Genomic DNA, 20,207 nt, shown 5'->3' on the forward strand with positions numbered 1-20,207 from the left:
ACCGATGGCTGTTGATCTCAACACCGACATCCCCCACTCGGCACGGATCTACGACTACCTCCTCGGCGGCAAGGACAACTTCGCGGCCGACCGGGCCGCGGCCGGCGAGATCGTCAAAGCCTCCCCGAGCCTGCCGATCTCCATGCGGGCCAACCGCAACTACCTCGCCCGCGCCGCCCGCTTCATGGCCGCCGACCTGGGCATCCGCCAGTTCCTGGACATCGGCGCGGGCCTGCCCACCTCGCCCAACCTGCACGAGGTGGTGCAGGGTGTCGACCCGGCCTCGACGGTCGTCTACGCCGACAACGACCCGATCGTGCTGGTCCACGCGCGGGCGCTGCTCACCTCCACCCCGGAAGGCTCCACCGCCTACCTCGACGCCGACCTCCGCGACGTCGAGAAGATCATTCAGGCTCCCGAGGTACGGGCGCTGGACTTCACCCGCCCGATCGCCGTCAGCCTCATCGCGATCCTGCAGTTCGTCACCGACGAGGACGAGGCGCACCGGATCATTGACACGCTGATGGCGCCGCTCGCCCCGGGCAGCGCGCTCGCGATCTCGACCGTGACCGCACACAACGAGCAGGCGGTGCAGGGAGCGAAGGCGTACACGGCCCGCGGCATCCCGGCCAAGCCGCGCACCGACGACGAGGTGGCCGCCCTGTTCCGCGGGCTGGACATCGTCGAACCGGGTGTGCGGCTGGTGCACCGGTGGCGACCGGACGAGGCCGCGGCCGGGGTCGACGACCTGCACGTGCAGATGTCGGGTGGGGTCGCGGTCAAACGCTGACCTCCCCCGGGACGGCCTGCTAGGCGATCCGGGCGCGCAGGGCGGCGACCCCGCTGCCGGTCAGCTCGTCCAGCACCACCGGGCGGCCGGTCAGCGCCAGCAGCAGCGCCTCCCCGCGCCCCCGGACGGTGAGCAGCCCCTGGCCGCCCTCCCAGTCCAGGTCCTCGGCGAGGAACCGCAGCCCGTCGAGGCGTCCGCGCGGGACGAAGGATCCGCGCGCCTTCGGGCTGAGCAGGAACTCCAGTGACGGGATCATCCGTTCCGGGACCAGGTCGCGGGTCAGCCCGAGCGGGCGGCAGATGTCCTGCCCGTGCACCTGCAGGTCGGTGAGCTGCCCGAGCGGCCCGACGATGCGCGGGTTGAAGACGAACTCCGCGTTCATCCGCAGCTGCCGGGCGATCTCGTCGGCGGTCAGGTCGATGGCCAGGTCACGGACCAGTTCGGCGTTCGCCCGGTGCACCCGGAAGCCGTGTCGCACGACCGCCGGCACGATCCGGCGCGCACCGAAGATCCACGGGGCGCACAGGTGTGCCGCGACCTCGTGCACCGTCCAGCCGTCGCACAGGCTCATCGCGTACAGCTGACCCGGTTTCAAGGTCTCGATCAGCTCCGCCATGCGGATCCGCTCATCGGCGATCATCGACACCACGTCCACGGTGGACAAGTTACCGTGCGAAGCCATCCCGCTACACGAACGATCTGTTAATTCGACCTGCCAATATCGATCGCCGCCTACTCCCCCACGAAGATGCAGAGCATGTGACCGGCCGGGTCGGCGTAGACGCGCAGCGGCTCCTCCGGGTCGTCACTGCGGTCGAAGCGCAGGGTCGCACCGAGGCTCAGGGCCCGCTCGTGCTGCCGGTTCAGCTCCTCGACGGAGTCGACGGCGGTGTCCAGGTGCATCTGCTGCGGCACCGCTCCGTCCGGCCAGGTGGTCGGTTTCAGCTCCGGCTCCTGCTGGAAGGCCAGCCGCACGCCGCCGGCGCCGACGAGCACGAGCCAGTCGCGCCCCTTCTCGTCCTCCCCGGCGGCCGGTGGCTCGTCGCCGGGCCGATATTCCAGCCCGAGCAGGTGACGGTAGAACTCGGCCAAGCGGCGTGCGTCCGGCGCGTCCAGCACCACCGACTGCAGTCTCGGAAAACTCACGACCCCTCCTCATCCGGCGTTGCCGAAGCTACTACCCGGGTCCGACAAAAAATCGCGCTTGCCCGGCGCCCATACCGTCGGCGGCATGAGAGCTGTCGTTCAGGACGTCTACGGCGAGGCCGACGTGCTCCAGCTCAGCGACGTCGATCGTCCCGCCCCACAACCCGGTGAGGTCCTCATCCGGGTCGTCGCCGCCGGAGTGGACCCCGGCGTCTGGCACATGATGACCGGGCGGCCCTGGGCGATGCGCCCGGTCACCGGCCTGCGCACTCCGAAGATCCGGGTCCGCGGCCGCGACCTGGCCGGTGTCGTCGAGCAGGCCGGGGCCGGCGTCACCGCCTTCCGGCCCGGTGACGAGGTCTTCGGCACCACCTCCACCGGCTCGTTCGCGGAGTTCGCCACCGCGCCCGCCGGCCGGATCGCGGCCAAGCCCGCGAACCTCTCGTTCGAGCAGGCCGCGGTCGTCCCGGTCTCCGGCACCACGGCGTTGCAGGCGATCCGCGACGCCGCCGGGGTGCGGGCCGGCCAGCGGGTGCTGGTGGTCGGCGCGGGCGGCGGCGTCGGCTCGTTCGTGGTGCAGCTGGCTGTCGCGGCCGGCGCCGAGGTGACCGGGGTGTGCGGCGCCGCCAAGGCCGAGCGGGTGCGGTCGCTGGGCGCGGCCGACGTGCTGGACTACCGCACCGAGGAGGTCGACGCCCGCGGCCCGGTCTTCGACGTGATCGTCGACATCGCCGGCAACCGTCGTCTGTCGCTGCTGCGCCGGGCCCTCACGCCGCGGGGCACGCTGGTGCTGATCGGCGGCGAGGCCCGGGGCACCACGCTGCTCGGCGGGATGAGCCGGCCGTGGATCGCGGCGCCGCTGAGCTCGATGTTCAGTGGTCAGCGGCTGGTCGGCATGATCGCCAAGGAGAACGCCGACGACCTGCGGGCGCTGGGCGAGCTGATCGAGGCCGGGACGCTGCGGCCGGCCGTCGAGCGGGCGTTTCCGCTGGCCCGGGCGGCCGAGGCGGTCCGGCAGGTGGGCGCCGGCCACGCCGCCGGGAAGCTGGTGGTGACGATCTGAGCGGGGCATTCACGACGTGACACGTTCGGCGGTGCGGGCGGTGCGCTCGATCCAGGCCATCACCGGGCGGACGACCAGCGCGCACAGCGCGAACGCCCCGCCGATCACCCACCAGCCCCACCCACCGCTGCCGATCACCAGGAAGGTCAGCCCGGCCGGCCCGGCCATCCGGGTCACGCCCTGCATCGAGCGGTCCAGCCCGGTGTAGACCCCGCGCTGCGCGGCCGGCGGAACCTCCACCTGGATGTACCACTGACCGGCGGAGATTCCCAGCTCGGTGACGCTGAACAGCAGTACGGCCAGGAACAGCAGCGCCGTGGTCGACCAGCCGTGGGTCAGACCGGTGGCGGCCGCGACCGGGCAGGCGACCGCCGCGCACAGTGCCGCCGTCCGGGTCAGGCGGACCACGCCCGGCATGCTGCCGGCGCCCCGGGTGACCCGCACCTGGAACGCCACGGCCAGCACCGTGTTCAGCGTGACGAGTCCGCCGAGGACGGGCTTCGGCACGTCCGTACGGGTGATCACCCAGAGTGGCAGCACGTCGCCCCAGAGGATCGTGTGCAGCCACAGGAACCCGTAGACGGCCGAGCCCGCGGCGTACGGCACGTCCCGCAGCACCGTCCACGGGCTGGGCCGCGCTTCGTCGGGCGCGAGCACCGGCGCGACGGCCGGCATCCGCACCACGCAGATCGCGTTGACCGCCGACACCCCACTCGCGGTCAGCACCAGGAGCAGCAGCCCGGCTCGCGAGTCGAGGGCCAGCGCACCGGCGCCGAGGCCGGCTCCGACGGTCCAGCCGACGTTCAGGTACGCCCGGCTGAACGCCATCACCCGGACCCGGTTCTCCGGGGTGATCGCGGCCGCGGTGTAGACGACCCGGCCACCGATCGAGAGCGTGTCGGCGGCGGCCTGCACCGTCATCAGCAGCAGGAACGGCCAGAAGGTGTGGGCCAGCGGGTAGGCCGCGAACGCCGCGGCCCGCGCCGCCGACCCGAGCGCCCAGGCCCGCCGGCCGCCCAGCAGGTCGGCGAGATGGCCGAGCGGCATCGAGCCGAGCACCGCGACGAGTCCGGCGGCGGACAGGCCGATGCCGATCCGGGCCGGGGTCAGGCCGACGTACACGCTGTAGAAGACGACACTGCCGGCCAGGAACGCGCCGACGCCGACACCCCACAGAGCGCTCTGCACCGCCAGCATGCGGGGCAGTCCGGCCGGTGGGAGGACTTTTCCGATGGCTCCCCGCAAACCGATCATCAAGGACTATCGGATCATCAAACGGGCAATCGATCAATACCTATCGGCTGGCGGCGAGGATCACCAGGAGGGGGATCACCCGTTCGCCGGGGATCGTGTACTGACCGCGGGAGGCCGTCCGCAACCAGCCGGCCGCGACGAGCTGACGCAGGTGGTGGTAGACCTGCCCGGTCGTGCCGAGCTCGGCGTCCTCGGCCAGTTCGGCGGCACCCCTCGTACCCCCGATGATTTTCTGGAGAATGCGCAGGCGGACCGGATTGCCGACCGCGTCCAGCGCCGGCGCCGCCTCGGTCCAGTCGGCCCCGAGGAGGTCGTCGAGCATCAGGGCGTACTGCCAGTCGTAGTGCTCCCCGGTCGGCAGATCCACCGTTCCGGTGAACAGCACGGCGCCGGTCGTGTCAGTGACCTCGGCCCGCAGGCCCTCGACGGCCCAGAAGGTTTCCGCCTGGGTGGTGTCGGCCGGTGGCCGGGGGGCCGGCTCGGCGGCTTGTTCGACGAGGCCGGCGACCACGCGCTCGAGGGCGGCCAGGCGTTCACTCAGATCATCGCTCATGGCCAAGAAATTACGAAGGTACGTAATTTCAGTCCAGGCCATTGCGCCATGTGCACGTTCCGTCCCGGTACGGTCTCCCTGTGCTGGACGATCTTGCAACGGTGGACTGGGCGGCGCTGACTCACGCGCGCGGCCCCGCCGACGACGTCCCGGAGCTGCTGCGGGCACTCGCCGACGGCGACGAGGACGCGCACCGCCGGCTGCACGAGACGTTCGCCGCCGACGGCGATCAGGACGCCGCGGCGGTCAGCGCGGTCCCGTTCCTGATCCGGATCCTGGACGCCCCGGCCGCCGTCCCCACGCAGGTGATGTGGCTGCTCACCGCCATCGCCCGCGGCGGCCGCAGCGCCTCCCGCGAGGCCGTCGCCGCCGGGCTGCCCGTCTATTTGCGACTGCTCGCCGCGCATCCCGACGAGGGGGTACGGGCGTCCGCCGCCCACCTGACCGGCGGCCTCGGCCCCGGAGTCGCCGGTGGCGCGTCGGCCGCGCTGCGACAGGCCTCCGTCGGTGACCGCGCGGAGCTGGTCCGGGTCGCCGCCGTCCGTGGCCTCGCCGACCGTGGCGAGACCTCCGAGGACCGGCTCGCCGACCCGTCGCCCCTGGTCCGGCTGGTGGCCGCGACCGTGGTCGCCGAGGCCGACCCGCACGCACCGTTGTCCGGCCCGGTGGTGCAGATCCTGGAGCGCGACTCGGTCGCCTCGATCGCCCTGATCGAACGGCTGCCGGATGCCGCCGGCAACCCCCTGGGGTGGGTCCTGAACCGCCTGCAGAGCCGCCCTGAGCTGCAACAACGGCTGGTCGCGAGCTGGCTGCGCCACCCCGAGGCCGGCGCGTCGGCCGCGCTGATCCAGGGTCCGCATTAGGGGTCGATCCCGATGCCCCGGCCGTCGATCACGGACAACGATGAATCGGTCCGCGTCGCTGGATCCGAGGAGTCGCCATGCGCTTGGCCGCCGTGCTCACCGCGCTCGCCCTGACCGTCACCCCCGCCGGGCCGGTCCACAAACAGCCGGGGCTGGACTGGGGTGACTGCGCCGACGACGTCCCCCGCTTCCCGCCGGACCGCGAGGTGGTGGTCTGCGCGACCCTAACCCTGCCGGTGGACTGGGCCGATCCGCACGGCCCCACGTTCGGGATGACGGTGGCGAAGCGGTTCGCGACGGACAAGGCTCACAAGGTGGGCGCGCTCGTCTTCGGGCCCGGTGGGCCGGGCGACTCGGGTGTGGTGCGCGTCCGCAAGGGTGACCGGTTCACCCCCGAGCAGCTGGCCCGCTTCGACATCGTCAGCTTCGATCCGCGCACGGTCCAGCGGACAGCCGCGCCTGCCTGCACGCCGCCACCCGGCCGCCCGCCCGTCATCCTCCGCGACCAGGCGGACTTCGACACGGCCGTGATGGCGAACCGGGCCTACTGGGCGCAATGTGCCGCGACCAGCCCGGTCTTCGAGCACGCCGACTCGGTGAGCATCGCGCGGGATCTGGACGTGCTGCGGCGGGCGCTCGGCGAGCGGAGACTGACGTTCCACGGCAGCTCGTACGGGACGCTGCTGGGTGAGATGTATGCGGAGCGGTTCCCCGACCGGGTGCGGGCGATCGTGCTGGAGAGCGTATTCGATCACGACCTGCCGCTGACCGATTTCGTTCGCACCGAGGCGGCGGCGTTGCAGGACTCGTTCGACGAGTTCGTCGCCTGGTGCGGGCGGGTCACCACCACCGAGTGCGCGCTGCACGGCACCGACGTCAGGGCGACGTGGCGCTCGATCCTTCACCGTGCCGACGACAACGGCTATGCGCCGCTGACCTCGTTCGAGATCGCGTCGGCGCCGCTGGGCCTCCTGCAGGACCCCCGCTGGCACGACTTCGCCGACCTGATCAAGGCGCTGGACGGCGGTTTCGTGCCACCGCCGCCGCAGCTGGACGTGGCGGCCGGGATCTTCTGCGGGGACTTTCCGGCTCCGGTGCGGGACTTCACGGCGTACCGGAAGATCGTGAAGGTCGCGGCCGACGCGGCGCCGGACGTGCGGTACGGCGCGGGGATGCTGGCGATCTCCACGTGTCTGGGCTGGCCGCAGCCGGTCGCGAATCCGCCGCACCGGCCGGCGGTGCGCACGCACGTCCCGCTGCTGCTGATCAACGCGGTGCACGACCCGCGGACCGCCTACGTGTGGGCCCGGCACGTCGCCGCGGAGCTGGGGCGCAGCGGGCGGCTGGTCACCTACGAGGGGTGGGGCCACGGGTCCTACCTGCGCAACGACTGCACGAAAGCGGTGGTGGACCGCTACCTGATCGACCTGGTGGTGCCGCCGCCGGGCACATCCTGCCCGGCGGCGGTCTGAAGAGCGCCCGGGGACAACCGCTCGAACGAGGCCGCTCAAGAAAACAGCCTCGGACGAGCGCGTCCGACAACGATCAGAGAGCCCGCGCGGCGGCGAGCAAACCCGCCACCGCCGCCGCGTTGGTGATCTCCCCGCGGAGGATCATCGCGATCGCGTCGTCGAGGCTCACCCGGACGACCTCCAGGTCGGCCTCCTCGTCGTGCCGGTCGAAACGGTCCGCGTCCGGCACCGGCGCGAGGTCGCGCGCCAGGAAGATCACCACGTGCTCGGTGCTGAAGCCGGGCGAGGTGTGCACCTCGACCAGCTTCTCCATCCGGCCGGCGGTGAGGTCCACCTCCTCGGCGAGCTCGCGGGCCGCGGCCACCGCCGGGTCCTCGCCCTCGACGTCGCGCAGGCCGGCGGGCAGCTCCCAGATCCGGCGGCCGAGCGCGTGCCGATACTGCTTGATCAGCACGACCCGGCCGTCGTCGTCGAGCGCGACCACGACGACCGCTCCCTTGTTGCGGACCACGTCGCGCTTGGCGGTGCCGCCGTCGGACATGGTCACCTCGTCGGTGACCACGTCGAAGATCGGCCCGCGGTAACGCTCGGTCGTGCCGACGACCTCGTGCTCGAAGCCCATCAAGAGGCCTCGACCGCGACCGGGAGCTCGTCCGCCGCGGCGTACACGATCGCGGCCTTGACCAGACCGTCGAAGAGCGGGTGCGGCCGGGTCGGCCGGCTCTTCAGCTCCGGGTGCGCCTGGGTCGCCACGAAGTAGGGGTGCGTCTCGCGGTCCAGCTCGATGAACTCGACCAGGCGCCCGTCCGGTGACGTGCCGGAGAAGATCAGGCCGGACTGCGACAGCTTGTCCCGGTAGTCGTTGTTCACCTCGTAGCGGTGCCGGTGCCGCTCGGAGATCTCGGTCGCGCCGTAGACCTCGGCGACGATCGACCCCTCCTTGAGCTTCGCCGGGTAGGCACCGAGCCGCATCGTGCCGCCCATGTCGCCCTTGCCGGCGACGATGTCCTCCTGGTCGGCCATCGTCGAGATCACCGGGTAGTTCGCGGTCTCGTCGAACTCCAGCGAGTTGGCCCCCGCCAGCCCGGCCAGGTTGCGGGCCGCGTCGATGGTCATGCACTGCAGGCCGAGGCAGAGGCCGAGGATCGGGATGCCGTTCTCCCGCGCGAACCGCGACGTGTTGACCTTGCCCTCGATGCCGCGGACACCGAACCCGCCCGGGATCACGATGCCGTCGACGCCCTTGAGCGCGGTCGCCGCGCCGGACGGCGTCTCGCAGCTGTCGCTCGGCACCCACCGGATCTGGATCTTCACGGTGTTGCCGAACCCGGCCGCGCGGATCGCCTCGGTCACCGACAGGTAGGCGTCGGGCAGATCCACGTACTTGCCGACCAGCGCGATGGTGATCGTGCGCTTCGGGTGGTGCACGCGCTCCAGCAGGTCGTTCCAGGTCTTCCAGTTCACGTCCCGGAAGGACAGACCCAGCCGGCGTACGACGTAAGCGTCCAGACCCCCGTCGTGCAGCACCTTCGGGATGTCGTAGATGCTCGGCGCGTCCGGACAGCCGATGACCGCCTCGACGTCGACGTCGGTGTAGAGCGCCAGCTTCTCCTTCATCTTCTCGGGGATCTCCCGGTCACTGCGGCAGATCAGTGCATCCGGCTGGATACCGATGTTGCGCAGCGCGGCCACCGAGTGCTGGGTCGGCTTGGTCTTCAGCTCACCGGACGGGGCGAGGTAGGGCACCAGCGACACGTGCAGGTAGAACACGTGGTCCCGGCCGACCTCGTGGCGGACCTGGCGGATCGCCTCCAGGAACGGCAGCGACTCCATGTCGCCGACCGTGCCACCGACCTCGGTGATCACCACGTCGGGGACCAGGCCGTTCTCGTCGGGGTCGGCCATCGCGAAGATCCGGCTCTTGATCTCGTTCGTGATGTGCGGGATCACCTGAACGGTGTCGCCCAGGTACTCCCCGCGGCGCTCGCGGGCGATGACGGCCGAGTAGACCTGGCCCGTGGTCACGTTCGCCTTGCCGGACAGGTCGCGGTCGAGGAAACGCTCGTAGTGCCCGACGTCCAGGTCGGTCTCGGCGCCGTCCTCGGTGACGAAGACCTCACCGTGCTGGAACGGGTTCATCGTTCCCGGGTCGACGTTCAGGTAGGGGTCGAGCTTCTGCATCACGACGCGCAGACCGCGGGCGGTGAGCAGGTTGCCGAGACTGGAGGCGGTGAGGCCCTTGCCCAGCGAGGAGGCGACGCCCCCGGTGACGAAGATGTGCCGAGTGTCACGCACTGTTGAGGCCAAAGCCCGCTCCCGTGGTCGCCTGTCAGGTGAAGAGTGCAGACCGGGGCTTCATCGCCCCATCCACGGGAGTTCACCGTAACACTGATTGCCGGGGCCGCCACGTTCGGGCTGCTCGCGTGCGTGTCAGCCGGGCGACTCCGTCACTGTCCGTGGACCGGCCTTCGGCACCGAGTCGTCGCCGGGACCCCGCGCCGGCTCGTCGTCGCCGGTCCTGCGCAGCAGCGGGCCGCCCGGGCCCTCGGTCACCCCCGGCGGCGGCGTCCGGTCCGCGGCGTGCAGCAGCACCCGCAGCGAGGTCAGCAACGCGATCGGCACCGCGGTCGCGGCGGCCGCTCCGGCCACCCCCAGCGCGGTGCCGCCGAGGATCCCGGCGGTGATCGACGCCACCACCGTGCCGGCGACCGCCGCACGCAGGGCCGGATGCAGGCCGTACACCCGGCTCAGCCCGCCCCAGGGCGAGAACTGACCGAACGCCAGTATCAACGCACCCGCCAGGGCGAGCAGGCTCAGCGGGCTGTCCACCAGCGCCTGACCGTTCGACGCCACCGCCCGCTGCATCGCCGGGCCGGCCGTGCCGCTGCCCAGCGCGGTCAGGAACCGGCCCAGCGTGCCCTGCTCCAGGGCGGACCGGTGCAGGTCGAACGCGGCGAAACTGACGGTCACCGCGATCGCGCCGACCGCCGCCCAGGCGACCCGCGCGAACGTCAGCCAGCCGCCGGAACTCATCGCCGCGGCCACGCACACCCCGGCGGTCACCGCGATCGCACCGACCGGGTCCGCCCCCAGATAAGGGCTGCCGACCATGACCACGCCGAGACCGCCGAAGAGCACCATCACCACCGGCCGCCACGTCTTGCCGACCCACTGGGCCAGGCAGCCGGCGCCGAGCAGCAGCGCGGCGATGAAGACGCCCAGGCCGACACTGCCCAGCCCGGCGTAGCGCACCCCGTGCGTCGCCGAGTAGCCGGCCACGCCGTTGAGCTGCAGCCGCGCCCCGGTCAGCAGGTCCACGACGATCACGATGCCGCTCAGGGCCGCGGTCGCGCCCATCGGCCACAGGGTCATCCGGTAGCGCGGGGCGAGGCGGACCGCCAGAGTCCCGAAAAGCATCAGCACGAACGTGGCGGCGCCGAACATCCAGGCCGGGTGGTCGGCGCTCCACCACGGTGCCACGTCGGCGACCAGCGCCGCCGGGATCGCCAGGGCCGCGGCGATCAGAGCCGCCTCCAGCACCGCCACCAGCCTCGGCGGGGGCAGCGGCGGGGCGACCGGGCCGGCGTGCCGGCGGGCGCGCATCAGCACCGGCACGAGCGCGGCGAAGAGCAGCACCTGCACACCGGCGAGCACCGCGAAGAAGATCGACGCGACGCCGTGCTGCGCGATGGCGCGCTGGTCGGCGTCGTTGCGCCCCTGCATCGCCGCGGCCGGGTCGGCGGTCCGGCCGGTCGACACCGTGGCGGCGTACCCGGCGAAAAGTTTCTCCGGCGGGGACTTGCCGAGCACCGCCAGCACCGTCGGGGCCAGGTCGATCACCTGCAGATAGCCCTTGCGGCCGGTGCCGTCCGAGGTCAGCCAGCCACCGTCCCAGCCCTCGCCCTCGGCGATCGCCACGTGCAGGCGCGAGGTGGTGTCGGTGTCCGCGACGCCGGCGATCAGCATGGTCGACCGATCCGGGCGGGCCGCCAGCACCCGGGCCAGGATCCGGTCGGCGGCGGCGACCGCGGCCTGCCGTTCCGCGCCGATCCCGGTGATCGTGCCCAGGTCGACGATGCTCAGCACGCACTCGGAGAGCAGCTTCTTCGGGTCGGCCGGGAGCGCCTCGGCGTACTGGTCGACGCGCCCGAACGGGCGGGCGGCGGCGACCGCGGCGTTCGGCCCGACCGCGACCGTGCAGCGAACGGATTCGGCCAGCGCGCCCGGGGTGGTGCCGTACGGCAGCCGGTCCTGGTTCGTGCGCACCACCGTGTTCTGGTCGGTCACACTCGCGCCGATCGCGTCCGGCCGGGTCACCGACGGCGAGACCGCCGGGCACTTCCCGGTCACCGGCCGGGTGTCCCAGGCCGCGTAGTTGCCCGCGCCCAGCGTCAGCCAGCCGTCGGCCGGGCAGGTCACCTGATGCGCCGAGCGCACCGACAGCCAGCCGGTCGAACCCTTCGTCGCCTCCTGCCACAGCGCCGGCGTGCGCTGCGGGTCGAGATCGTCCCAGCGCAGACCGGCGGCGGCGGCGATCACCACGTAGTCGGCGGTGCCGCGCTGATCCTCCCCGCCCGGGCGGATCGTGAGCCCGGCCAGGCTCGCGATCGCGACCAGCACGACGAGCACCGACGGCACCCAGACCGCGGCCCGGCGCCCCCGCGGCGTCCCTGGCGGCCTGACCCGCCGGATCCGGTCCAGCCGACTGGTCATGCCGCCGCCTCCACTGCGCTCCGGCATCGGCACGGCCTTCTCACTGAGCCCGATGATTCGCTCGCAAGCCCGCTCATGCGGCGCTGACCTCGGCGTAGGCGGCACGGACGGCGTTCACCACGTCGGCCTCCCCCGGCCAGGTCGCGGCTTGCTCAGGGCCACGGGCGGCAAGGTCCGCTCGAAGATCAGAATCGGACAAGATTTCCCGTACGGCATGATCCAGCGCATCCAGGTCCCGAGGCGGAATCAGCACCGCCGCGTCCCCCACCAGTCCCGGCAGACCCCCGACCGCGGTGGCGACCAGCGGCACCCCGGCCCGCAGAGCCTCCTGCGCGAACAGCTGCCGCGCCTCCCAGTCGCTGGTCACGACGGCCAGGTCCGCCCCGAGCAGCAGGTCCGGCACGTCACTGCGATGCCCGAGCAGCTGGAACGGCGCGTGCGTGCGCGACGCCTGCTGAGCCAGCGCCATGTAGCTCGGGCCGGAGCCGGCGACCACGACCACCGGGGCCGGGTCCAGGTCACGCCAGCGGGCGGCGGCGTCGACCAGCATGTCGTAGTGCTTCTGCGGATGCAGCCGGCCGACCGACAGGATCAGCGGCGTGTCCGCCCGCACCCGGAACTCGGCGCGCACCGCCTGCCGGGTCCGTCTCGGCGGCCGCATCTCCGGCGCCGCGACCGGGCCGAGCCGCGCGTTGCGGGCACCGAGCGCGACCGCGCGCTCCACCAGGTCCTCCGAGGCGCCGAGGGTGAGCGCGGCGTTGCGCGCGACGATCCGTTCGACCAGGGCCCCGGCCTGACCACGAAGACCCTTCGCCAGTACGGCGTTGTGCCACGTCACCACGAGCGGGACACCCGTCCGGGCCAGCGACACCACGAACGCCGCCCGCAGGCCGTGCGCGTGGATGACGTCGGCGTCCCGCCCCACGATCGCCCGCCGCAACGCCCGGATCGCCCCGGTGTCCTGCGGCCCGGGATCGGCCGGGATCTCCACCGGCGCATAGTCCACCCCGGCCGTGGTGAAGCCGTAGTGCTCGTCGTTGGCGGCCGGGCCGCACACCACCACCTTGCAGCCGGCCGCGACCAGGCCGCGGGCCAGCGAGAGGACGTGCCCGCCGGTGCCGCCGGTCGCGGAACCGAGCACCAGCACGACCGAACCGCGCCACCCGTCGTCGCTGCTCACGACCGTCGTACCCCTCTCCGGACGGGTCTTCGCGTCCCCGTCGCCTCCCGCTTAACCCTCACACGTCTCCCCGTCCGCCGGACAACGGGGGCAACCCACCGCTCCCGGCCACCCACCGCTCCCGGCTCGCCCCAGACCCAGCTCGCCCCGCCGGCCGGCTCCTTGAGCTGTCTCAACCGCCCGGAGTCGCGCCCAGCGCCGGCTTGCGCACGGCGGCCAGCTCGGGGAGGTGTATCGACCGGCCGGAGTCGCCCCTCAGCGCCGGCCTGCGCACGGCGGCCGGCTCGGGGAGGTGTATCGACCGGCCCGGCGAGCCTGCGGGCGCACAGCATCATCTGCGCAGCCGCCGGGTCACCGTGGTGACCAGCGGACTCAGGTCGCGCCGGTCCAGCACGAACGCGACCCCGAGGAACACCGCCGCGACCACGACCCCGCCGGCCACGCCTTCGACCAGGCTGCCGAGGACGCCCGGCTCCGGCCACAAGGCCGACTTCAGCGCGGCGACCACGGCCCACCCGGCGAACCCCGCCACCCCGGCCGCCACGACCGCAGCCACGCTCGCCCGAGCCAGGCCGGTCAACGCTTCCGGGCCCGCGTGCCGGCGCACCGCGAGCACCAGCAGCACCCCGGTCACCGTCATCCCGAGCGCCGTCGCCAGCCCCAGGCCGGCCAGTTCCGCGGCACCGGAACCGGTCACCGCGACGACGATCACCGCGACCCCGGCACAGAACCAGCCGACTCCCGAGGCCACGGCGGCCGCGACCGTCGCGCCACGGGCGTAGAGCGCACGGGAGAGCAGCGCGAACAGCGCGTACCCGAACAGGCCGGGCGCGAACCCGAGGATCGCGGGCACCGCCTGCGCCTTCATCAGGTGCGCGGCCGGATCGGCCAGCGCCAGGAGCGCGGCCACCCCGAACCCGGCCATCAGCATGATCGACCGCGCCGACCCGGCCAGCGACTCGGCGTAGCCCCGCTCGTCGCCACGCACCACCGCCGCGGCCAGCCGCGGGTAGACCGCCGTCGCCAGCGGCACCGCGAGCACCGCCCAGGGCAGCAGGAACAGCGTCTGCGCGCCGGTGTACCGGGCCAGCTGCTGCGCGCCGAGCGTCACCACCAGCGCCGCCACCACCTGCTGCGCACCGACCGTGACCGCGCCCGCCCAGCCGAGCCGGACCGCCTGACGGCCCTCGTCCCCGGGGAAGCCGAACCCGGGCCGCAGGCGCAGGCGCAGGGGCCGCAGCGGGATCAGCAGGCAGAGCGTCAGCACCACCACGCCGAGCGTCGTCCCGGCCGAGAGGGTCAGCTCACCGGCCCGGGTCAGCCCGCCGAAGTCGGTCCGGGCGCCGTCGATCATCGCGTACGTCAGGTAGGCGGTCATCACGGTCACGCTGGACAGCAGCGGCGCGATCACCGGCCAGGCGAACCGGTGATGCGCCTGCAGGACGCCGGTGAGCACGATCCCGATCCCGTAGAGCGGCAGCTGCGGTGCGAAGATCCGCAGCATCCGCGCCGCGACCTCCTGATGCTCCGGCGTCACGCCGTCCAGCAGCCCGGTGATCGGTCCCGCGGCCACGGCGACGACCACGGCCAGCGGGACGGTGAACGCGAGCATCCACGTGATCAGTGCGGAGCTGATCCGGCTGACCCGAGCGCGGTCGCCGTCCGCCACCGCACCGGCCAGCAGCGGGACCACGAGGCTGGCCAGGGCACCACCGGCGACCAGTTCGAAGATGATGTTCGGCACGGTGTTGGCGGCGAAGTACAGGTCGGGCAGGTTGCCGTGGCCGCCCTCGCCGACGGTGTAGAAGAAGACCATCGTGCGCCCGAAGCCGGCGACCCGGGCGAGCAGCGTCAACGCCGTGATCAGCGCCGCCGCGCCCGCGACCTTGACGGCCGAGCCGATCGGCGACTCAACGGCGCGGTCCTCCGCCGTACCAGAAATGTCGGAAAGCGCACCGGAAGTGGACCCGGCGGCGGAATGCCCACCGGAAGCGGCGGCGGACCCGGCGGCGGAATGCCCACCGGAAGCGGCGGCGGACCCGGCGGCGGAATGCCCACCGGAAGCGGCGGCGGACCCGGCGGCCGCAGGCACGCCGGGCCGGGATGGATCCGCCGGCGCCGCGGCGCCGGAGTCGTTCGCCGGGCTCACGCCGGACGGCGGCCGATCTCGTCGAGTCGCCGCAGCCACGGCTTGTCCTGGATCACCTTGGTGAAGCTGATCTTCTCGCTGACCGCGGTCAGCCCGGCGACGGCAGCCAGCGCGGCCAGCCGGCCGCCCGTGCCGGTACGAGCCGTGTACGCCACCCCGAGCAACGCCCCCAGCGCATTGGCCCCGGAGTCGCCGAGCATGATCTCCTCGCCGAGGTCGGCCGGGAGCAGGGCCGCGCTCGCGCCGAGCGTGCCGGCGGTCATCGCCGCACCACGGCCGACCGCGAGCGGCGCGCCGAGCACGAGACCGGCCTTGAGCGCGCGCCCGGGGCGCAGGTCGAGCAGATTGAGCAGGTTCGCGGAGCCGGCGATGACGCCCGCGCCGAGAAGCACGTCGACGCCGCGGCCGAAGCGGCTGCCCCGGCGGCTGCCGATCAGCGCTGAGGCGACCAACCCGGCCGCACCCACCCCGCCGATCTTGACGAGCCCGCTGGTCACGCGGCCCTCGCGGAGGGCGCCGAGGTGACCGGCGAACCCCTTCGCGGTCTTCTGCTCGGGCCGGTTGCCGACGATGTCGTCGTAGAAGCCGACCGCGCCGCTGACCGCTCCGGCCGTCACCACGGCGGCCGCGAGCCGGCCGGTCGCCGCCCCGGTGGCCGCGCCGATCGTGGCGCCGGCGGCGAGGGCGGGGCCTCCGGCGAGCGTGACCTCCCGCCCGTGGAAGTTGGTCCGGCGCAGGCCGGCCGCTTTCGGATCGCGGCTCACCCAGCCGAGCACGGCCTTCGCGACCAGGGCGCCGGTCCCGAGCGAACGCAGAAATGCCATGACAGCAGAGTCTGCCCTACGGCGCCGCGGACGGCACCAGCGAGGTCGCGCCGGCGGCCAGCCCGTACTGCCCGATCTTGTTCTGCAGCAACCGTTCGTGGGTGGCCATCGCGGTCGCGACCTGGCCCTGCACGCTGCTCACGTTGTCCACCGTGGAGATCAGCTTGACCAGGGTCGGGTCGCTGCGGATCTCGGAGACCAGGTTGTTGTCGCCGACGCTGGTCCCGGCGACGACCAGCGGCCGGTTCTTGAACTGGTTGGCCACGGTGACCGCGTTCTGCGTCTTCTTGCCGGCGTCCTTGTCGGTCGGCGGCGGGCCCGCGACCAGCACGATCATCTCCGCGCCACCGGTCGCCTTGTCGGCCACCGAGATGTAGCCGGGTTTGGCCAGCGCGGCCAGCACGGCGGTCACGTCGTCCGGGTTGATCACGGCCGTACCCTGCAGCAGGGTGAGCGCGATCAGCGCGCTCGCGGTCTCCACCCCGTCGCTGTTCGACGGCAGGACGGCCGCCGAGATCGTGGGCTGCGAGGACTGATCGGCCAGGTCGAGCAGCTCGTTGGCGTTGTTCGGGTCGAGGAACTTGTCCTCGACGGTGACCCGGGCGGTGATCGTCGCGCCGGCGACGTTCAGCATCTTCGCCACGCCGTCGGCCGACTCCGCGCCGCCGGGCAGCGCCACCACCGCGATCTTGCGGGTGGTCAGCTTGCCGGCCAGCACGTAGGGCGCGGTCTCGTTGGCGAAGTCCTGGTTGCGGTTGAGTTCTTCCTTGTACTGGTTGACCTGGTCGCGCTTGGCGTTGTTGTCCTTGTTCAGCGCGGTGAGCTGGGCACGGAGGTTCTCCGAGACCGGGCCGTTGAGCGCCGCGGTGCCGACCACCAGGCCGATCGCGAGCGCGAGGAAGACCGCGGTGAGCGACACCACGTGGTACCGGAAGTTGATCACGACGCCCTCAGAAAAGATTGCCCAGCGTAAAGACGAGATTGTCCCACCACTCGGACACCACGGTGAGATACGCCTTCCCGACCGTGGAGACTGCCACGGCCGAGGCCATGGCGGCCACCGCCGAGAGGACCAGCAGCAGCAGAGCCGAGCCGGAGATGTTCTGCCGGTAGAGCCGGCTGACACCCTTCGCGTCGACCAGTTTCCCGCCGACCTTGAGCCGGGTCAGGAACGTCGAGGCCATGCCGCCGCGCCCCTTGTCCAGGAACTCCACCAGGTTCGCGTGGGTGCCGACGGCCACGATCAGGGATGCGCCCTTCTCGTCGGCGAGCAGCATCGCCAGATCCTCACTGGTGGCCGCGGCCGGGAAGGTCAGCGCGTCGACGCCGAGGTTGCTGACCCGTTCCAGGCCGGGGGCGCGCCCGTCCGGATAGGCGTGCACGACCACCTCGGCGCCGCAGCGCAGCACGTCGTCGGTGACCGAGTCCATGTCGCCGATGATCAGGTCGGGGGTGTAACCGTTCTCCACCAGCGCGTCGGCACCGCCGTCGACGCCGATCAGAACCGGCTTGTACTCCCGGATGTAGGGCCGGAGGACGTCGAGGTCCTCCTTGTAGTCGTAGCCCCGGACCACGATCAGCACGTGCCGCCCGCCGATCCGGGTCTGCACGTCCGGCACCCCGACACCGTCGAGGAGCAGGTCACGCTCCTGCTTCAGGTAGTCCATGGTGTTCGCGGCGAACGCCTCGAGCTGCACGGACAGACCGTCCCGCGCGTCGGCCATGGCCTTGGCGACGGTCTCCGCGTCCTGCCGGTCACCGGTGGCGACCGGGGTGCCGTCGAGCAGCACCTTGTCACCCTCGACGCTGACCATCTGGCCCTCCCGCAGCGCGGAGAAGACCTCCTCGCCGAGGTTGTCGACGAGCACCACACCACCCTGGATGAGCACCTCGGGGCCGAGATTCGGATACCGCCCCGAGATGGACGGCTTGGCGTTGAGCACCGCGGTCACGCCGGAGGCGACCAGCGAGTCGGCCGCCACCCGGTCCAGGTCGACGTGGTCGATCACGGCGATCTCGCCCGGTCGCAGACGGCCGGTCAGCCGTTTGGTGCGCCGGTCGAGCCGGGCCACGCCGGAGACCGGGCCCGCTTCGGTGGTGCGCACGCGGCGCAAGGTGGGAAGTCGCATCCCGGCCATCCTGACACGCCGCATCACGCGGCCCCCGTAAGACATGCGCTAACTCATTGACAAAACGGACTTTTCATCCGTGGGTCTCCGGTCACACTTCCCCCGATCGCGCCGGCGACGAGGGCCACGCCGGCTCGCCGACGGCGTCCGGTTCGGCCCTCCCTGCTCGACTTCCACGTTACTGCCCGTTTCAACCGCGCTCCCCGGTGGCTTCAGCTGCGCTTCTCGCGACCGGCCACGGCCAGCAGCTCCTCGGCGTGCGCGATACCGAGATCGGAATCGGGCAGACCGGCCAGCATCCGGGACAGCTCCCGCGCCCGCTCGGTCTCCTCCACGATGCGCACCCCGCTCGTGGTGATCGCCCCACCGGTGTCCTTCGCGACCACCAGGTGACGATCGGCGAATGCCGCGACCTGCGGCAGGTGCGTCACGACCAACACCTGGTGGGTACGGGCGAGCCGCGCCAGCCGCCGCCCGATCTCCACCGCCGCGGTGCCACCCACCCCGGAATCCACCTCGTCGAAGACGAGCGTGGGCGGGCCGCCGGCCCCGGCGAAGACCACCTCGATGGCGAGCATCACACGCGACAGCTCACCACCGGAAGCGCCCTTCTGCAGCGGCAGGGAGGGCGCGCCCGGGTGGGCCAGCAGGCGCAGCTCCACCTCGTCGGCCCCGTCCGGCCCGGCGCCCAGCTCCTCGCCGTCGACGGTCACGGCCGGCTCGTCCTTCGACGGGGCGTGGGTCAGCACCGCGACCTCGACCCGCGCGTGCGGCATCGCCAGCCCGGCGAGCTCGACGCTGACCGCCTCGGAGAACCGGACCGCCGCCTCGCGCCGCGCCGCGGTCAGCCGGCCGGCCAGCTCGCCGACCGTGGCGGCCAGCCGCTGACGTTCCTTGTCCAGCTCGTCGAGCAGCTCGTCGGAGGAGTCCAGCTCGGTCAGGCGGGTCCTCGCGTTCTCCGCCCAGGCGATGACGCCGTCGATGTCGTCCGCATACTTCCGGGTGAGCGCGCGCAGCGCGGCCCGCCGCTCGTAGATCGCCTCGAGCCGGGCCGGGTCCGCGTCCAGCTCGCCCAGGTAGGCCGAGAGCTCCGAGGCGACGTCGCTGACCAGGGTCGCCGCCTCCTCGATGCGCAACGCCAGGTCACCCAGCTTGCTGTCGACACCGGCCTGACCCTCCAGCGTGCGGCGGGCGGTGCCGAGCAGCGTCGTCGCGTCGGGCGTGTCGTCGGTGGCCTCCACCCCGGCGGCCAGTGCCTGCGCCGCCAGAGCCGCGGCGACCCGCAGGCCCTCGGCGTGCTCCAGCCGCTGCACCTCGTTGCGCAGGTCCTCGTCCTCGTTCGGCTGGGGGTCGACCCGGGTGATCTCGTCGAGGCCGAGCTTGAGCAGGTCGGCCTCCTGCGAGCGCTGACGCGCGTTGCGCCGGCGGTCGGCCAGGTCGTCGACCACCTTGCGCCAGCGGGTGAACGCCTCGCGGTAACCGTCCAGCAGCTTCTCGTGCCCGGGGCCGGCGAACCGGTCCAGCGCGGACCGCTGCTCGCTCGGGCGCAGCAGGCGCAACTGGTCGGACTGCCCGTGCACGGCCAGCACCTGCTCGCCCAGCTCACCGAGCGTCGAGACCGGCATGCTGCGGCCGCCGACGTGCGCCCGGGACCGGCCCTCGGCCGTCACCGTGCGGCTCAGCAGCAGCGAGCCGTCGTCGTCGGTCTCGCCGCCGGCGTCGGTGATCCGGGTACGGACGGCGTCGCCGAGCGTGCCCGTCAGTTTCAGCCGGCCCTCGACGACGGCACGACCCGGGTCGGCGCGGACCCGCCCGGCGTCGGCCCGGCCGCCGAACAGCAGTCCGAGACCGGTCACGACCATCGTCTTACCGGCTCCGGTCTCACCGGTGATCACGTTCATACCCGTAGACAGCCGCAAGGTCGTGTCGTCGATGACGCCGAGCCCGGTGATGCGCAGTTCCTCCAGCACACGGCAGAGGGTAGTTGGCCCCTCCGACAAATGCCTACCGCGGGGGTTTCTGATCAGCGTCAATCGCCCGAGTTTTGCGACGTTTCCCGGGGCGCCGGCCC

General features: G+C 72.5%; 17 protein-coding genes. 4 read left to right on the forward strand and 13 right to left on the reverse strand.

Going from position 1 to position 20,207, the window contains the following annotated elements; genetic code table 11:
* Positions 1-4: 4 nt before the first annotated feature.
* Positions 5-790 carry an SAM-dependent methyltransferase gene (locus ACH442_RS45505; RefSeq protein ID WP_396344431.1) on the forward strand — a complete coding sequence of 262 codons (786 nt, stop codon included), beginning with the start codon at positions 5-7 and terminating at the stop codon, positions 788-790.
* 19 nt (positions 791-809) lie between these two features.
* Here ACH442_RS45505 and ACH442_RS45510 read toward each other — a convergent pair whose 3' ends face one another.
* Together ACH442_RS45510 and ACH442_RS45515 are read right to left on the reverse strand one after the other, a co-directional pair.
* On the reverse strand, positions 810-1,445 hold the full coding sequence (locus ACH442_RS45510; protein WP_396344432.1) for a maleylpyruvate isomerase family mycothiol-dependent enzyme: 636 nt from the start codon (positions 1,443-1,445) through the stop codon (positions 810-812).
* 77 nt (positions 1,446-1,522) lie between these two features.
* The gene (locus ACH442_RS45515) at positions 1,523-1,936 is read right to left on the reverse strand and encodes a VOC family protein (protein WP_396344433.1); all 414 of its coding nucleotides are present in this window, start codon (positions 1,934-1,936) and stop codon (positions 1,523-1,525) included.
* Between the two features lie 85 nt (positions 1,937-2,021).
* Between ACH442_RS45515 and ACH442_RS45520 the strand changes: the two genes are divergently transcribed.
* The gene (locus ACH442_RS45520; RefSeq protein ID WP_396344434.1) at positions 2,022-2,999 is read left to right on the forward strand and encodes an NAD(P)-dependent alcohol dehydrogenase; all 978 of its coding nucleotides are present in this window, start codon (positions 2,022-2,024) and stop codon (positions 2,997-2,999) included.
* Positions 3,000-3,008: 9 nt separating this feature from the next.
* Here the strand turns inward: ACH442_RS45520 and ACH442_RS45525 are convergent, their stop codons facing one another.
* Positions 3,009-4,196 carry an MFS transporter gene (locus ACH442_RS45525; RefSeq protein ID WP_396344435.1) on the reverse strand — a complete coding sequence of 396 codons (1,188 nt, stop codon included), beginning with the start codon at positions 4,194-4,196 and terminating at the stop codon, positions 3,009-3,011.
* 97 nt (positions 4,197-4,293) lie between these two features.
* On the reverse strand, positions 4,294-4,806 hold the full coding sequence (locus ACH442_RS45530; protein ID WP_396344436.1) for an ArsR/SmtB family transcription factor: 513 nt from the start codon (positions 4,804-4,806) through the stop codon (positions 4,294-4,296).
* An 80-nt stretch (positions 4,807-4,886) separates the two neighbouring features.
* Here ACH442_RS45530 and ACH442_RS45535 point away from each other — a divergent pair, with 80 nt between their 5' ends.
* On the forward strand, positions 4,887-5,669 hold the full coding sequence (locus tag ACH442_RS45535; RefSeq protein ID WP_396344437.1) for a hypothetical protein: 783 nt from the start codon (positions 4,887-4,889) through the stop codon (positions 5,667-5,669).
* A gap of 77 nt (positions 5,670-5,746) precedes the next feature.
* Positions 5,747-7,141: an alpha/beta hydrolase gene (locus ACH442_RS45540; protein ID WP_396344438.1), complete on the forward strand. Its 1,395-nt coding sequence runs from the start codon at positions 5,747-5,749 to the stop codon at positions 7,139-7,141.
* 73 nt (positions 7,142-7,214) lie between these two features.
* Here ACH442_RS45540 and ACH442_RS45545 read toward each other — a convergent pair whose 3' ends face one another.
* The 9 genes from ACH442_RS45545 to recN all read right to left on the reverse strand — a co-directional run bounded on the left by ACH442_RS45545 (position 7,215) and on the right by recN (position 20,106).
* Positions 7,215-7,763 carry an NUDIX domain-containing protein gene (locus ACH442_RS45545; protein WP_396344439.1) on the reverse strand — a complete coding sequence of 183 codons (549 nt, stop codon included), beginning with the start codon at positions 7,761-7,763 and terminating at the stop codon, positions 7,215-7,217.
* Complete coding sequence (locus tag ACH442_RS45550) at positions 7,763-9,448, reverse strand: CTP synthase (RefSeq protein WP_396344440.1); 1,686 nt, start codon at positions 9,446-9,448, stop codon at positions 7,763-7,765. The genes ACH442_RS45545 and ACH442_RS45550 overlap by 1 nt, the downstream gene beginning before the upstream one ends.
* A gap of 123 nt (positions 9,449-9,571) precedes the next feature.
* The gene (locus tag ACH442_RS45555) at positions 9,572-11,854 is read right to left on the reverse strand and encodes a hypothetical protein (protein WP_396344441.1); all 2,283 of its coding nucleotides are present in this window, start codon (positions 11,852-11,854) and stop codon (positions 9,572-9,574) included.
* 73 nt (positions 11,855-11,927) lie between these two features.
* Positions 11,928-13,034, reverse strand: a complete 1,107-nt coding sequence (locus ACH442_RS45560; protein WP_396344442.1) for a glycosyltransferase family 4 protein — start codon at positions 13,032-13,034, stop codon at positions 11,928-11,930.
* Between the two features lie 331 nt (positions 13,035-13,365).
* Entirely contained in the window at positions 13,366-15,126 is a 1,761-nt protein-coding gene (murJ, locus tag ACH442_RS45565; protein ID WP_396344443.1) for a murein biosynthesis integral membrane protein MurJ, read from the reverse strand.
* A 53-nt stretch (positions 15,127-15,179) separates the two neighbouring features.
* Positions 15,180-16,007, reverse strand: coding sequence for a hypothetical protein (locus ACH442_RS45570; protein WP_396344444.1), 828 nt, complete (start codon positions 16,005-16,007; stop codon positions 15,180-15,182).
* 16 nt (positions 16,008-16,023) lie between these two features.
* Positions 16,024-16,950 (reverse strand): copper transporter, encoded by a 927-nt coding sequence (locus ACH442_RS45575; protein WP_396344446.1) that lies wholly within the window; start codon positions 16,948-16,950, stop codon positions 16,024-16,026.
* Positions 16,951-16,957: 7 nt separating this feature from the next.
* Positions 16,958-18,136, reverse strand: coding sequence for a putative cytokinetic ring protein SteA (gene steA / locus ACH442_RS45580; protein WP_396344447.1), 1,179 nt, complete (start codon positions 18,134-18,136; stop codon positions 16,958-16,960).
* Between the two features lie 212 nt (positions 18,137-18,348).
* Positions 18,349-20,106: a DNA repair protein RecN gene (recN, locus tag ACH442_RS45585; protein WP_396344448.1), complete on the reverse strand. Its 1,758-nt coding sequence runs from the start codon at positions 20,104-20,106 to the stop codon at positions 18,349-18,351.
* Positions 20,107-20,207: the final 101 nt, after the last annotated feature.

The organism is Actinoplanes sp. NPDC020271, assembly GCF_044388125.1.
Taxonomy (GTDB): Bacteria; Actinomycetota; Actinomycetes; order Mycobacteriales; family Micromonosporaceae; genus Actinoplanes.

Bases quoted from the DNA above. Each gene is read 5' to 3' on its own strand.
- ACH442_RS45505 (WP_396344431.1), top strand. From the start codon at position 5: ATGGCTGTTGATCTCAACACCGACATCCCCCACTCGGCACGGATCTAC.
- ACH442_RS45520 (WP_396344434.1), top strand. From the start codon at position 2,022: ATGAGAGCTGTCGTTCAGGACGTCTACGGCGAGGCCGACGTGCTCCAG.
- ACH442_RS45525 (WP_396344435.1), bottom strand. From the start codon at position 4,196: ATGCTGGCGGTGCAGAGCGCTCTGTGGGGTGTCGGCGTCGGCGCGTTC.
- ACH442_RS45530 (WP_396344436.1), bottom strand. From the start codon at position 4,806: ATGAGCGATGATCTGAGTGAACGCCTGGCCGCCCTCGAGCGCGTGGTC.
- ACH442_RS45540 (WP_396344438.1), top strand. From the start codon at position 5,747: ATGCGCTTGGCCGCCGTGCTCACCGCGCTCGCCCTGACCGTCACCCCC.
- ACH442_RS45545 (WP_396344439.1), bottom strand. From the start codon at position 7,763: ATGGGCTTCGAGCACGAGGTCGTCGGCACGACCGAGCGTTACCGCGGG.
- ACH442_RS45555 (WP_396344441.1), bottom strand. From the start codon at position 11,854: ATGACCAGTCGGCTGGACCGGATCCGGCGGGTCAGGCCGCCAGGGACG.
- ACH442_RS45570 (WP_396344444.1), bottom strand. From the start codon at position 16,007: ATGGCATTTCTGCGTTCGCTCGGGACCGGCGCCCTGGTCGCGAAGGCC.
- steA (WP_396344447.1), bottom strand. From the start codon at position 18,136: ATGCGACTTCCCACCTTGCGCCGCGTGCGCACCACCGAAGCGGGCCCG.